The 13,551-nt window shown below is 69.0% G+C and carries 10 protein-coding genes and 1 pseudogene; 10 read left to right on the top strand and 1 reads right to left on the bottom strand.

Annotated elements, in window-relative coordinates; all coding sequences use genetic code 11:
- Nucleotides 1-95 precede the first annotated feature (95 nt).
- The 7 genes and pseudogenes from F6X38_RS24310 to F6X38_RS17745 form a co-directional block, all read left to right on the top strand.
- Nucleotides 96-779 (top strand): annotated as a pseudogene (locus tag F6X38_RS24310) (IS110 family RNA-guided transposase); the annotation flags it as partial.
- Nucleotides 780-1,515: 736 nt separating this feature from the next.
- Nucleotides 1,516-2,874: an LLM class flavin-dependent oxidoreductase gene (locus tag F6X38_RS17770; protein ID WP_150972002.1), complete on the top strand. Its 1,359-nt coding sequence runs from the start codon at nucleotides 1,516-1,518 to the stop codon at nucleotides 2,872-2,874.
- Between the two features lie 58 nt (nucleotides 2,875-2,932).
- Nucleotides 2,933-4,060, top strand: a complete 1,128-nt coding sequence (locus F6X38_RS17765; protein ID WP_246191416.1) for an ABC transporter ATP-binding protein — start codon at nucleotides 2,933-2,935, stop codon at nucleotides 4,058-4,060.
- Nucleotides 4,057-5,787 (top strand): ABC transporter permease, encoded by a 1,731-nt coding sequence (locus F6X38_RS17760; RefSeq protein WP_150972000.1) that lies wholly within the window; start codon nucleotides 4,057-4,059, stop codon nucleotides 5,785-5,787. The genes F6X38_RS17765 and F6X38_RS17760 overlap by 4 nt, the downstream gene beginning before the upstream one ends.
- Before the next feature lie 20 nt (nucleotides 5,788-5,807).
- Nucleotides 5,808-7,385: an FAD-dependent oxidoreductase gene (locus tag F6X38_RS17755; protein ID WP_150971998.1), complete on the top strand. Its 1,578-nt coding sequence runs from the start codon at nucleotides 5,808-5,810 to the stop codon at nucleotides 7,383-7,385.
- Nucleotides 7,382-8,743 (top strand): LLM class flavin-dependent oxidoreductase, encoded by a 1,362-nt coding sequence (locus tag F6X38_RS17750; protein ID WP_202618017.1) that lies wholly within the window; start codon nucleotides 7,382-7,384, stop codon nucleotides 8,741-8,743. Before F6X38_RS17755 ends, F6X38_RS17750 begins: the two co-directional genes overlap by 4 nt.
- A 29-nt stretch (nucleotides 8,744-8,772) precedes the next feature.
- Entirely contained in the window at nucleotides 8,773-9,837 is a 1,065-nt protein-coding gene (locus F6X38_RS17745) for an ABC transporter substrate-binding protein (RefSeq protein WP_202618016.1), read from the top strand.
- 28 nt (nucleotides 9,838-9,865) lie between these two features.
- On the opposite strand, the gene F6X38_RS17740 is transcribed toward F6X38_RS17745, so the two are convergent.
- A complete protein-coding gene (locus F6X38_RS17740) occupies nucleotides 9,866-10,630 on the bottom strand; it encodes an SDR family NAD(P)-dependent oxidoreductase (protein WP_246191415.1) in 765 nt (254 codons plus the stop codon).
- 270 nt (nucleotides 10,631-10,900) lie between these two features.
- Here F6X38_RS17740 and F6X38_RS17735 point away from each other — a divergent pair, with 270 nt between their 5' ends.
- The 3 genes from F6X38_RS17735 to F6X38_RS17725 all read left to right on the top strand — a co-directional run bounded on the left by F6X38_RS17735 (nucleotide 10,901) and on the right by F6X38_RS17725 (nucleotide 13,532).
- Nucleotides 10,901-11,554 carry an alpha/beta hydrolase gene (locus F6X38_RS17735; protein ID WP_150971996.1) on the top strand — a complete coding sequence of 218 codons (654 nt, stop codon included), beginning with the start codon at nucleotides 10,901-10,903 and terminating at the stop codon, nucleotides 11,552-11,554.
- Nucleotides 11,551-12,114 (top strand): flavin reductase family protein, encoded by a 564-nt coding sequence (locus F6X38_RS17730; RefSeq protein WP_150971994.1) that lies wholly within the window; start codon nucleotides 11,551-11,553, stop codon nucleotides 12,112-12,114. Before F6X38_RS17735 ends, F6X38_RS17730 begins: the two co-directional genes overlap by 4 nt.
- Before the next feature lie 65 nt (nucleotides 12,115-12,179).
- Nucleotides 12,180-13,532: an LLM class flavin-dependent oxidoreductase gene (locus tag F6X38_RS17725; protein WP_150971992.1), complete on the top strand. Its 1,353-nt coding sequence runs from the start codon at nucleotides 12,180-12,182 to the stop codon at nucleotides 13,530-13,532.
- Nucleotides 13,533-13,551 lie beyond the last annotated feature (19 nt).

Here is a 13,551-nt window from a genome sequence, read left to right as displayed (position 1 = left end):
GCCTCCTGCTAGGGCTGGCGGTCCGACACTGTCGGCGGGTGTCCCACCCGATCGTCGACTTGACCATCCTGCGCTTTCGCACGTTCCGGATCAGCCTCTCGCTGCACCGGGCGCGCAACCTTCTCGTCAAGCAGCACACGCAGCTCGTGAACATGATCCGAGCTCTCCTGGCCGAGTTCGGCATCGACATCGCCGAAGGTCTGGAGCGGGCGCTAGGATTGGCGCGGCGGATCGCAGCGAAGGAGACCGTGCCGGACGTGCCCGCTGTCGCGCTACAGATCCTCGCTCTTCTGTGCGGTCAGGTTCTGGACACCCATGCCCGCCTCCAGGCGATCGACCGCTCCCTTCTGGCTCTGCAACGCAGCGACGACGTTGCCCGGCGCCTGTCGACGATCCCGGGCATCGGCCCAGTCGGCGCCACGGCGCTGGCCGCGTCGGTTGCCGACCCCACCCAGTTCCGCTCGGGTCGCGAGTTCGCCGCTTGGCTGGGACTGACGCCCTCGCAGAAATCGAGCGGCGGCAAGGATCGCCTCGGTCGCATCACCAAGATGGGCGATCGATACCTGCGCAAGCTCCTGGTGGTCGGAGCAACCTCGCTGATCCGGCGCGCTAGGCACAAACCCGACACGGCCGACCCACGCTTTATCGCCCTTCTCGCCCGCAAACCGGTGCGGGTGGCGAGCGTGGCCATGGCCAACAAGATGGCGCGCATCGTCTGGGCGATCATGGTGCGCGGCGAGATCTACCAGACACGCCACGCACCTATGCTGGCGGGTTGAAGGCCGGAGGGCACAGAAGGTCGTCAGCAAGCAGTTCGAGCCGATCGGCTTTACAAAGTTGTGAGAGCGACGCGATGTGATGGCGCCACCGGTCAGGCCGGAAACGGGGACAACCCACGGACGGACAGAGGCGTCATAGCCTGATAAGCCGATTGGGACCCTGTTCGCCGACCCCATCAGGGCCAGCAGCTTGCCTTTGGCTGCATCAACAGGCCGGACAGAAGACTGCACCCGACCAAAGCGCCAAAGCTTCAAATCCCCTCTTGCAACAGGGGAGCCATCCACAGAGGACATCCTCAGTCGAACTCTCCGTACGAACGACAAGGAGCGCTAGCGTCTTCCTTGTCGTTCAGGAGGTCGCTTTGGTGACGTTCGCTTGCCCGCTGTCTGCGCGGCGAGTTCTTGCTCGATGAGTTACGGCATGAAGCCGAGGACGCTCCAGCGCAACGGAAGGAATATCGAGCAGACGGACACCGATAGAGGAAACGGTCTTGCGGCCGTCGGAGTAGGCAGCCTCGTTTCCGGTTCCGACGAGAAACATCGAGACCCACAGCCGTCGACAGCGTACATCCCGTTATGACGGCAACCGCCAAGCTCGAGCGGACCTGCAAACGCCTTGAGACGGAATAAAATACTCCACCATTTCGCTATATTGATATGTGCTTCCTTCTAGCGGTTCCAAAACAGCCTATCGTGCCGCTCGACCCTTGAGGGTCACGCATCCGATCGGCATCGTATGACGAAGCAGCTTCACCTCAACCTCTTCGTGCACGGGCGCGGACACCACGAGACCGCCTGGCGCCATCCCGGCTCCACGCCCCTCGCCCTGACCGACATACGCTACTATCGCGAGCTGGCGGAGAAGGCGGAAGCGGCGGCCTTCGATTCCATCTTCTTCGCCGACGCCCTCGCGGTCAGCGACGAGATCGGGCACGTGGCGAAGGGTGGCCTCGAGCCGATCACGATCCTGGCGGCCATCGCCGGCGCCACGAGCCGCGTCGGCCTCATCGCGACGGCGTCGACCACCTATACCGAGCCCTACAACCTTGCCCGCCAGTTCGCCTCGCTCGACCATATCAGCAACGGCCGCGTCGGCTGGAACATCGTCACGTCCTGGGTGCAAGGCGCGGGACCGAACTTCGGCTACGACGCACAGATCGAGCACGCCGAGCGCTACGAGCGCGCCACCGAATTCGTCGAGATCGCCGAGAAGCTCTGGGACAGCTGGGCGGACGACGCGGTCCTCGACGACCGCGCGAACGGGCGCTTCGCCGATACCGGCCGCATACGCAAGATCGGCCATCGCGGTCGCTGGAAGAGCGTCGCGGGACCGCTGAACATCTCGCGCTCGCCGCAGGGGCGGCCGGTGTTCGTCCAGGCCGGCTCCTCCGCGACCGGCCGCAGCTTCGCCGCGCGCTTCGCGGAGGCGGTGTTCACCGCGCACTTGGAAAAGCAGACGGCCGCCGACTTCTATCGCGACATCAAGACCCAGGCAGCGGCGCTCGGGCGCGACGCCGAGCGGATCCTCGTCCTGCCGGGCATCAGCCCGACGATCGGCTCCACCGAAGAGGAAGCGCGTCGCCTGTCGCGCGAGCTCGACGAGCTGTCCGATCCGGCGGTCGGGCTCGACCGGCTGTCGAACCGCTTCGGCGGGCACGACTTCACCGGGCTCGACCTCGACCGCGTCCTGTCGCCCGACGACTTTCCCGATCCGCGAACCGTCCAGGCCGCGCAAAGCCGCGCCGCCTCGATCGTCGAACTCGTGCGCCGCGAGCGGCCGACGCTGCGCGCTCTTCTCCACGGCCTCGCCGGGGCGCGTGGACACTTCGCGGTCGCCGGAACCCCGGAACGGATCGCCGACATCATGGAGGATTGGTTCCGATCGGGCTCGGCCGACGGGTTCAACGTCATGCCGCCGATCCTGCCGCTGCTGTTCGACACGTTCGTCGACGAGGTCCTGCCGATCCTGCGCCGGCGCGGCCTGTTCCGCACGGCTTACGAAGGCGCGACGTTGCGCGATCATTTCGGTCTCGAGCGGCCGGAAAGCCAGTTCTTCCCGCCGGCGGCGACCGCGCAGCTCCGGGCGGCCGAATGACCCTCTGCCGAGTGCGAGGCGAGGTCGTACCGCGGCGGGCGAAACGGGAGCGCGGGTCATGTTCATGACGAAGGCGTTCCCGCCCGCTCCCACGCGCGCCGACCCGCCGAACACGGTGCCGCGCCTGCGGATCACGGGTCTGCGGAAGCGGCTCGGCAACACCGACGCCGTCGCCGGCATCGACCTCGATGTCGCCGCCGGGGAAAGCGTCGTGCTGCTCGGGCCCAGCGGCTGCGGCAAGTCCACGACGCTGCGGCTCATCGCCGGTTTTCTGCAGCCGGATCGCGGCGAGATCGCGCTCGACGGCGCGAGCGTCGCGACGGACGGCTGGCAGCTTCCGCCCGAGCGGCGGCATCTCGGGATGGTGTTCCAGAACTATGCCGTCTGGCCGCACAAGACTGTGTTCGAGAACGTCGCCTATGGCCTGCGGATCGCCAAGCGACCCGGGCGCGAGATCGCCAGCCGGGTCGAGCGCATGCTGGAAACGGTGGAACTCGGCGGCATGGGCGGCCGGCGACCGTCGGAACTCTCGGGCGGACAGCAGCAGCGCGTCGCACTCGCCCGTTCGCTGGTGACCGAGCCGACGCTGCTCCTTCTCGACGAACCGCTGTCGAACCTCGACGCGGCGCTGCGCCAGACGATGCGCTTCGAGCTGAAGAGCCTGCAGCGGCGACTCGGGGTCAGCACGCTCTACGTCACGCACGACCAGGAGGAGGCGCTGGTTCTCGCCGATCGGATCGTGGTGATGAACGCCGGCGGGATCGAACAGGTCGGCACGCCGGAGGACATCTACCGGCGGCCCGCCTCGCGTTTCGTGGCGAGCTTCGTCGGCTCGGCGAACATCCTCGAAGGCACCGTCACGGCAGTTCTGCCGCAGCAGGATCGGGCGCGGATCCGCCTCGACGCCGGTCCCGAATTCGATGCGGCGATCGCGCCGGGAGCCCTCGCCTCGATCGGCGTCGGCGATCGGCGGGCGGCGGTTCTCCGGCCGGAAGAGATCGAGCTCGTCCATGCCGGGCCGCCTGCCGGCATCGCGGTGATCGAAGCCGCCCACTTCCTCGGCAACCGCTACGAAACTCGGCTCGTCGCGAACGGGGTCGCCGTGCGGGCGGAGGCGCGGACCCCGCCGGTCGGGGAAACGGCGACGCTCACTGTCGCCGACGGCGCCGGCTGGATCATCGCATGATCCTCGTCGGCCGGGCTCCGGCAACCGTCTCGCTGCTAGCCCCCTTGAGGTTCCGCCTGCGATCGGCGGTCTCGCAGCCGATCCGGCTCGTCGTCGTCGGCGGCGCGATCGCCGTGCTGCTCGCGATCGTCGCCTACCCGCTCGCCTACCTTCTGAAGTTCAGCCTGACTGACCCTTCCGGCAGGGCGAGCCTCGCGACGCTGCGCGAACTCGTCGCCGAGCCGGGCATGACGGACGCCGTGCTGAATTCGACGCTCCTCGTTCTTTGCGTGACGGCCGCGGCGCTGGCGCTCGGCGTGCCGCTGGCTTGGCTCGTCGCCCGGACGGACGTGCCGGGCAAGGCCATCGTCGCGGGCGCGGCCGGCGTCGCCTTCGTGATCCCGACATTCGTTACCGTGATCGCTTGGATGTTCCTGGCGGCGCCGAATTCCGGCTACCTCAACAAGCTCGTCCGCGCCGCGACCGGTTCTCGCGCGCCGGCCTTCGACGTCGTCTCGTTTTCCGGCCTCGTCTTCATGGAAGCGGTGCATCTCTACCCGCTGGTGTTCTTCGCGGTCACGGCGGCGCTCGCCAACGTCGACGCGAGCAACGAGCAGGCGGCGCAGGTGCTCGGCGCCGGCCGGCTGCGGACGCTCCGCACTATCACGCTGCCGCTCGTCCTGCCCGCCGTCCTCGCCAGCGCGATCCTGGTGATGCTCGACACCCTGTCCTCCTTCGGCGCGCCGGCGGTGATCGGCACGATGGCGAACTTCCAGGTGCTGACCACGAAGGTCTACGATCTCGTCGCCTACCCGCCGCGGTTGAACCTCGCGGCGGCGACGGCGATGCCGATCGTCGCCTTCACGCTGCTCTGCCTCGGCGCGCAGCGCCTCCTGATCGGCCGCGACGACTACCGCACGCTCACCGGCAAGGCGGTTCGCGACGAGCCGGTGCGGCTCGGCCGCTGGCGGCCGCTCGCGACGGTCTTCGTCGCCGCCGCCGTGCTCGTCACCGCCGTGCTGCCGGTCGCGGCGCTGGCGCTCCTCTCGACGCTTCGCGCCTTCGGTCTGCCGGTGAAGGCGTCGAATCTCGTCCTCGACCATTACCGCACGATGCTCGACCCGAGCTTTCCGGGTCTCGGCGCCATGCAGAACAGCCTGATCCTCGCGCTCGCGACCGCGACCGTCTGCGTGACGCTCGGCACGATCTGCGCCTGGGTGGTGGAGCGCTCGCGCCTGTTCGGGCGTGGGGCGATCACGACCCTGATCATGATCGCCTACGGCTTTCCGTCCATCGCCTTCGGCCTCGGGATCATGCTCGGCTATGTCGGGGCCTTCTACGGCACGCTGACGATCCTGCTCATCGCCTACGCCGCCAAGCAGCTTCCGGTCGCCTACGTCATGATCCGCAGCGGCCTGAAGCAGATCACGGCGGACCTCGAGGAGGCGGCGCGCATCTCGGGCGCGAGCTGGCTGCGGACCCTCCTCGACATCACGCTGCCGCTGGTGAAGGGCGCGGCGGGCATCGCCTGGATCCTGATCTTCTCGCTGTCGCTGCGCGAACTCTCGATGTCGGTGCTCCTCAGCCAGACGGACACGCAGGTCATGTCGACGATCATCGTGCAGTTCATCCAGGACGGCGCGGTGGAGCCGGCGGCCGCCCTGTCGATCGTGGTGGTCGCGGTCAGCCTCGCCGTACTCCTCGTCGTCTGGCGCTTCACCGGCCGCAGCGCGACCGAGTTCCACTGATGCCGAACGAACAGCGGACGATGCCAGACACCCGCCCTTCCCCGGTTCCGCCCGGCGATTTCGACGAGCGCTTCGACGTCGTGGTGGCGGGCTTCGGCTTCGCCGGCGCGGCGGCCGCGATCGAGGCGGCGGACAGCGGCGCCAGCGTCCTCCTCCTCGAAAAGATGCCCGATCCCGGCGGCATCTCGATCTGTTCCGGCGGCGGCGTCAGGATCGTCACCGACATCGAGCGCGGCCGGCGCTATCTGCGCCAGACGGTCGGCCCCGACATTCCCGACGACGTTCTCGACGCCGTCTGCGAGGGCATGGCCGACCTCGAGCCCTACTTCCGCCGCCTGGCGGAGGCGAACGGCGCCACGATCGCCATCCGCGACCGGGGCGGCAACTATCCGTTCGAGGGGCACGACGCGCTCGGCATCCTCGAAGTCTCCGACATTCCCGGCTTCGACGCGGGGCGCGAATACCCGCACGTGCGCGGCCGGGCGCTCGGGCCGAACGTCTTCCGGCTCGTGCACGACAACGTCCGGGCGCGCGGCATCGAGGTTCGGCTGGAAACGGCGGCCGAGCGGCTGATCACGGGGCCGGACGGCGCGCTGCGCGGTCTCAGCGTCCGCACCGGCGCCGGCGCCCCCCGCCGCATCGCCGCCCGGCGCGCCGTCGTGCTCGCCACCGGCGGCTTCGAGGCGAACGGGGAGATGCAGCGCAAGCACTGGCAGATCCGCCCGGTGCTGACGGCGGCGACGCGCGGCAACACCGGCGACGGCATCCGCATGGCACAGGCGCTCGGCGCCGACGTCTGGCACATGTGGCACTTCCACGGCACCTACGGCTTCCGCCATCCCGATCCCGACTACCCCTTCGGCCTGCGCGTCAAGCGGCTGCCCGACTGGAACCCGACGGTGACCGAGCCGACGGTCGCGATGTCCTGGATCATCCTCGACGGCGGCGGCCGGCGCTTCATGAACGAGTACCATCCCTATCTGCAGGACACCGGGCACCGGCCGCTCGACCAGTTCGACCCCGCAACGCAGCGCTTCCCGAAGATCCCCGCCTTTCTCGTCACCGACGAGGCAGGCCGTCAGCTCTATCCGCTCGGCCAAGCCGTCCTCAACGACCGGGCGGTCGAGCCCTACCAGTGGAGCGCCGACAACCTCAAGGAGGTGGAGAACGGCATCCTCAAACGGGCGGACAGCGTCGAGGACCTCGCTCGCCTTCTCGGTGCCGATCCGACAGTGCTCTCGGCGAGCCTCGACGAATGGAACGCGACGGTCGCATCCGGCGGGCCCGATGTCCTCGGCCGGCCGACGCCCTCGATGCGACCGGTCGCGACGCCGCCCTTCTATGTCGGCGAGATCTGGCCGCTGGTGAACAACACGCAGGGCGGACCCGTCCACGACGCCGCCCAGCGCGTCCTCAACACCTATCGCGAGCCGATCCCACGCCTCTTCGAGGCGGGTGAGCTCGGCAGCATCTGGGGCTTCCTCTATCTCGGCGCCGGCAATCTCGGCGAATGCTTCGCGACCGGGCGCATCGCCGGGCGCAACGCGGCGGCGCTGCCGGCCTGGGATGCCGTGGAAGATGCGGACGCCGCGGCATGATCGCCCCTCGCACCATGGCGCTCGGCGCCTTCCTCTACCCGACCGGCCACCACGCGGCCGCATGGCGTCACCCGTCCGCACAGGCCGACGCCGGCATCAACTTCGCGCACTACGCGGCGGTGGCGAAGCTGGCGGAGGAGGCGAAGTTCGACCTCCTGTTCCTCGCCGACAGCGCCGGGGCGCGCGGCCACGACTGGAACTCGCTGTCGCGCTTCGCCACCCACTACGTGGCGCAGTTCGAGCCGCTGACACTGCTCGCGGCGCTGGCGACCGTCACCAGCCGCATCGGCCTCGTCGCGACGGCCTCCACCACCTACAACGAGCCCTACACGCTCGCCCGCAAGTTCGCGTCGATCGACCATATCAGCGGCGGACGCGCCGGCTGGAACCTCGTCACTTCTGGCAACGAGGAGGAGGCGTACAATTTCGGTCTCGACGCCCATCCGCCGCATGCCGAGCGCTACGCGCGGGCGACCGAGTTCGCCGCGGTCGTTCGTGCCCTCTGGGACAGCTGGGAGGACGACGCGTTTCCGCGCGACAAGGCGAGCGGCATCTTCCTCGACCCGGCGAAGATGCATCCTCCCAACCACGCGGGCGAACGCTTCAAGGTGCGGGGTCCCCTCAACATACCTCGCCCGCCGCAAGGCTGGCCGGTCCTCGTCCAGGCCGGCTCGTCGGAAGCCGGACAGGAACTCGCGGCGGCGACCGCGGAGGTCGTCTTCACCGCGCAGCAGACGCTCGCCGAGGCGCAAGCCTTCTATCGCGGCCTGAAGGAACGCCTGCCGCGATACGGCCGGCATGCGGACGAGGTGAAGATCCTGCCCGGCATCTTCCCGGTGGTCGGTGCGACGGAAGCCGAAGCCCAGGCGAAGTTCGACGAGTTGCAGGAGCTGATCCACCCATCCGTCGGGTTGACCATCCTCGAGCACCGCCTCGGCGTTTCACTGTCGCACCTGCCGATCGACGGGCCCCTGCCGGAAGCGGTGGACGAGATCAACGCAAGCAAGAGCCGCCAGACGCTGATGCTCGACCTTGCGCGACGCGAGGGCCTCAGCATCCGCCAGCTCGCGCTGCGCGTCGCCGGCGCGCGCGGTCACTGGCAGGTCGTCGGAACGCCGGAACAGATCGCCGACGCGATGGAGGAGCGATTTCGCGAAGGCGCGGCGGATGGCTTCAACGTCATGCCGCCGACCCTGCCGGGCGGCCTCGAGGATTTCGCCCGGATGGTCGTTCCGGAGCTGCGGGCCCGCGGGCTCGTGCGCGCCGATTACGAGGGCGCGACGCTCCGCGACCATCTCGGCCTCGCCCGCCCCGCCGACCGCGCCGGTCGCGCGCAACACCCATCCGCTGCGGTCTGAGCCGCGCGCCTTTGCCAGGAGGCCTTCCGTTGATCCGCACCATTCCGAACGGCGTCGCCCGTTCGCTCGCAGCCCTGGGGCTCCTCGCGCTGTCCGGCCTCGCGGCCGCCGCCGACACCCTGCCCGAGCGCTTCGCCGATCTCTACTCGGCCGCGTCGAAGGAAGGCGAGGTCGTGTTCTACAACGCCTACCGGAAGGAGACGAACGCCGCGCTTTCCGCCTTCTGGCGCGAGAACTTCCCCGATGTGGCGCTGAAGATCGTCCAGAAGCAGACGCTGGACCTCATCCCCGCCATCGAGGCGGAAAAGGCGGCGGGCGCGACGCGGCCCGACGTCGTTCTGATCAACGAGAAGTCCGTCGCCGACGACTGGGTGAAGCGGGACTTTCTGGAGCCCTACGAGGTCAAGGAATTCCACGGCATCGAGCCTGAGTTCAAGCAGGCGAGCGGCGCCTACTACGTGCCGACCGTGTTCCTCTTGACGGCCGCCTACAACACCGAGACTTATCCCGACGCCTCGGCGCTGCCGAAGAAGCTCGCGGACTTCGCCGACCCGAAATGGAAGGACCAGCTCACCTTCTCCGACCCGAAGGTCGCAGCCTCGAACCTTACCTTCCTGATCGCCTTCCTCGACACGAAGAAGACCGACTGGGAGACGCTCGCCAAGCTCGCTGCGCAGAACATCCTGTTCAATCGCGGCAACGCCGAGTCCGTGCGGATCCTCGCCTCCGGCGAGCGCACGCTCTCGCCGATGACGTCCTCGCAGAACGTCGTCACCGCCAAGGAGCAGGGACAGCCCATCGATTTCTACGTGCTCGACGAGGGCGCCGTGGTGGTCGAGCAGCAGAGCGCCATCTTCAAGGGCGGCCCGCATCCCGCCGCCGCCAAGCTGCTGCAGGAGGTGCTGGTCAGCCCGGAAGGCCAGACGCTGGTCGCGAAGGCCGGCTCGTACTGGCCGACGAGCGAGAAGGCGACGCCGCCCGACCGCCTGCCGAAGCTCGAGGACCTGAAGCCGCTCTACGCCGATGTCGAGATCGGCGGCGACGAGGCGAAGCAGGTGCTCGCGAAGTTCGGCGAGGTCTTCGGCCGCAAGTAGCGGGGAACGGCAAGCCTGTCCCTGCCAGTCAAGGCAGGTAGGTGCCGCCGTTGACGTGGATGGTCTGCCCGGTGACGAAACGGGCCTGCGGTCCGCAGAGATAGCGAACCGCCGCGGCGACCTCTTCCGGCGTGCCGCGCCGGCCGACGAGGGTCCGGCGCGTCGCGTGATGGGCGGGATTGCTCGGCGCGCTCGCGCCGCGCACGGTGTCGATCATGCCGGGGCTGACGCAGTTCACCGTGATGGCCTGCGGCGCGAGGTCGTGCGCCAGCGCCTTGGTCAACCCGACGAGCCCCGCCTTCGCGGCGACCACGTGCACGCGCTTCTCGGCGCCCGTGTGCCCGGTGAGGCCGCCGATGTTGACGACCGAACCGGCGCCCGAGCGCTTCAGCTCGGGCAAACAGGCTTGCGTCAGGAGGAACGCGCCGTCGAGGATCGTGCCCAGCACTTCGCGCCAGTCGGAATAGTCGACCGTACCGAACTCCGCCTCGCGCCGGACGGCCGCGTTGTTCACCAGGATGTCGATCCGTCCGAAGGCCTGCAGCGCTGCCTTGGCGATCCGTCTGGTGTCCTCCGGCTTCGCCACGTCGCCGAGCGCGACGGCGGCACGGCCGCCAGCGGCTCGGATTTCGGCCGCCACCGCCTCGGCCTCCGGTTTCGAACCACGAGCGTGAACGAGGATTGCCGCACCGGCTTCCGCCAAGGACAGCGCGATCGCGCGACCGATGTTGCGGCTACTGCCGGTCACTATCGCGATGCGCCCCGCGAGTTCGCCCTTCGCTTCCAACGACAAGATCCTTTCCCATCCGATCCACACTTCGAAACGCGGATACGGCGGCGTGCACGGCGCGTGAAGCGGTCCTGTACAACGTCGTCGATAGCGCGTCGGCGACCAGTTTCGCCTGATCACCCGCTTAGGACGAACGAGCGGTTCGGCCGACGGCACGCAATCTCAAATTATCTATTAATTTGGTAGTTTTTTCCTCCCCGCCCCGCACGGCTGCGCCTAACCTCCGTGCCGAGCCCGTCGATGTTGAGGCCGAGCCCGCCGAAGTTGAGCACGATGGCAGAGACCTTGATCGTTCCCGGCCTTTTCGGTTCGCCGAAAGGACATTGGCAGCATCACTGGGCGAGCGACGATCCAACGGCCGAGCTCGTCGAGCAGGAGGACTTCGGGCATCCGCAGCTCGCCGACTGGATCCATACGCTGGAAGCGCGGATAGCGGCCAGCCCGCCGGGCGTCGTCCTCGTCGGGCACAGCCTCGGCTGCGCCCTCATCGCGGCGCTCGCAGACCGGCCGACCGCCGCGCATGTCGGCGGCGCGTTGCTCGTCGCGCCGGCGGAGGTAAAGCCTTTGGCCGACACGCACCCGGCCGTGATCGAGTTCGCCGCGGCGCAGCGCGTCGAACTGCCCTTCGCCTCAATCCTCGTGGCGAGCCGCAACGACCCGTTCATGGACATCCGGGCGGCCGAGCGGCAGGCGAGGCGCTGGGGATCGGCGTTCCTCGATCTGGGACAGGTCGGACACATCAACATCGCGAGCGGCTTCGGGCCGTGGGACGAGGGGCGAACCATCGCCGACGGCCTTCGCGGTCGCTTGGGCCGGCATGTTCCGCCGGCGTCGAGCGTACGCCCCCCTCGCCGCGACTCCTACGCCCTTTTCGGTGCCGCTGCCGGGTTCGGCGGCCGAGCCTTCGGGAGACAGACAGTACGATGACCCTGCATTCCGTCCCTGCCGCTTTCCGTCGTTCCGGCGCGGCCGCCGAGGCCGTCCAGGCGCCGACGCCGGCGCGCGGGCTCGGCCTCAAGCAGGCCATGCGCACGCTCGCCGGCGGTGTCAGCGTCGTGACCGCCGGCATCGGCGACGGCCGCACGGGCGCGACCGTGACATCGGCGCATTCGCTGTCGATGGAGCCCGAGACGATGGCGGTGAGCATCAACCTCGCCTCTTCGACCTGGGAAGCAATCCGCCGCCACGGACTTTTCTGCGTCAACGTGCTTCGCGCCGACCAGCGGGCCGTCGCCGACCGCTTCGCCGGCTTCGGCGGCCTGAAGGGCGCGAGCCGCTACGAGGGAGCGGACTGGCACCCGCTCGTCACCGGCGCCCTCGCTCTCGAAGGCGCGCTCGCCGCCATCGACTGCGAGGTCGAGCACGTGATCGAGCGCCACAGCCATGCACTCGTTCTGGGAACGGTCCGGGCGGTCGAGGTCTCGCAGGGACCTGGCCTCGTCTGGGTGGACGGCCGGTACGCCGAACTCGCCGAACGCTCCGACTGAACCGGGGGCTACGGCGGGTTCCGCCGCCACGCGCCGGCCCGATGCCTGCCACGAAGGAGGATGTCATGCCTGCAGCCAAGCGTCGCCAGATCCATCTGAACGCCTTCCTGCGCAATGTCGGCCAGCACGAGGCGGCATGGCGCCTGCCGGAAACCGACGTTTCGGCCGTCACCGACATCGAGCACTACCGTCGCCTCGCGCGCCTCGCGGAAAAGGCCAAGCTCGACGCGATCTTCTTCGCCGACCATCCAGTGCTGAAGGACCGCTCGCAGGACCGCCCCTGGGACTCGCTCGACCCCTTCACGCTGATCGCGGCGCTTTCCGGCGTCACGGAGCGCATCGGCCTCGTGGCGACGGCCTCCACCACCTACAACGACCCCTACGGCATCGCTCGCCGCTTCGCGACGCTCGACCATGTCAGCCGCGGCCGCGCCGCCTGGAACGTCGTGACGACGGCGAACGCGGAAGCCGCCGCCAACTTCGGCTTCGAGCACCATCCGGACCCGGACGCGCGCTACGGGCGGGCGGCCGAGTTCCTCGACGTCGCCTTCGGCCTCTGGGACAGCTGGAACGACGACGCCATCGTCGGTGACAAGGCGGGCGGCGTCTTCGTCGACCCGGATCGCATCGACCGCCTCGACCACGCCGGACCGCACTTCCGCGTCGCGGGACCGCTCGAGATCCCCCGCTCGCCGCAGGGGCGTCCCGTCATCTTCCAGGCCGGCTCGTCGGAGCCCGGCAAGGAACTGGCAGCCCGCTACGCCGAGGCGATCTTCACCGCTCAGCCCGTCCTCGACGAGGCGCAGGGGTTCTACGCCGACATCAAGTCCCGAGTCCGGGCGCACGGGCGCGATCCCGACAAGGTGCTGATCCTTCCCGGCCTGTCGTTCTTCATCGGCGGCACGGAAGCGGAAGCGAGGGCACTGCAGGACACGTTCGAGAACCTGACGCTGCCGACCTACGGCCTCGCCCAACTCGCCCGCATCACCGGCATCGACTTCTCTAACCACGACCTCGACGCCGTTGTCCGCGTGCCGGCGCGCGAACAGGGCGGCAACCAGAAGAGCCGGCACGACCTCGTCCACCACCTGACCGCGACGGAGACGCTGACGCTCCGCCAGCTCCTGCGCCGCCTCAGCGCCGGGCGCGGCCACCGTATCGCGACGGGGACACCCGAGCAGGTGGCCGCGACGATCGTCGAATGGTTCGGGAACGGCGCGGCGGACGGCTTCAACCTCATCCCGCCGGCCCTGCCCAGCTCGCTGGAGAGCTTCGTCACGGAAGTGCTGCCGATCCTGAGAAGCCAGGGTCTGTTCCGCGAGGACTACGAGGGCACGACGCTGCGCGAGCATCTGGGGCTCGACCGCCCCTCCAAGGCTCGTCGCGTCGCCGCCGGGTTCGCGGCCGCGGCCGAGTGAGCCGGAAGGGAGGCCCCCG

The sequence above is a fragment of the Plantimonas leprariae genome (assembly GCF_008802405.1).
Taxonomy (GTDB): domain Bacteria; phylum Pseudomonadota; class Alphaproteobacteria; order Rhizobiales; family Rhizobiaceae; genus Plantimonas; species Plantimonas leprariae.
The sequence above is the reverse complement of the archived record's forward strand: the minus strand, read 5'-3'. Positions and strand labels throughout refer to the sequence as shown.

Bases quoted from the DNA above. Each gene is read 5' to 3' on its own strand.
- F6X38_RS17770 (WP_150972002.1), top strand. From the start codon at position 1,516: ATGACGAAGCAGCTTCACCTCAACCTCTTCGTGCACGGGCGCGGACAC.
- F6X38_RS17765 (WP_246191416.1), top strand. From the start codon at position 2,933: ATGTTCATGACGAAGGCGTTCCCGCCCGCTCCCACGCGCGCCGACCCG.
- F6X38_RS17760 (WP_150972000.1), top strand. From the start codon at position 4,057: ATGATCCTCGTCGGCCGGGCTCCGGCAACCGTCTCGCTGCTAGCCCCC.
- F6X38_RS17755 (WP_150971998.1), top strand. From the start codon at position 5,808: ATGCCAGACACCCGCCCTTCCCCGGTTCCGCCCGGCGATTTCGACGAG.
- F6X38_RS17750 (WP_202618017.1), top strand. From the start codon at position 7,382: ATGATCGCCCCTCGCACCATGGCGCTCGGCGCCTTCCTCTACCCGACC.
- F6X38_RS17735 (WP_150971996.1), top strand. From the start codon at position 10,901: ATGGCAGAGACCTTGATCGTTCCCGGCCTTTTCGGTTCGCCGAAAGGA.
- F6X38_RS17730 (WP_150971994.1), top strand. From the start codon at position 11,551: ATGACCCTGCATTCCGTCCCTGCCGCTTTCCGTCGTTCCGGCGCGGCC.
- F6X38_RS17725 (WP_150971992.1), top strand. From the start codon at position 12,180: ATGCCTGCAGCCAAGCGTCGCCAGATCCATCTGAACGCCTTCCTGCGC.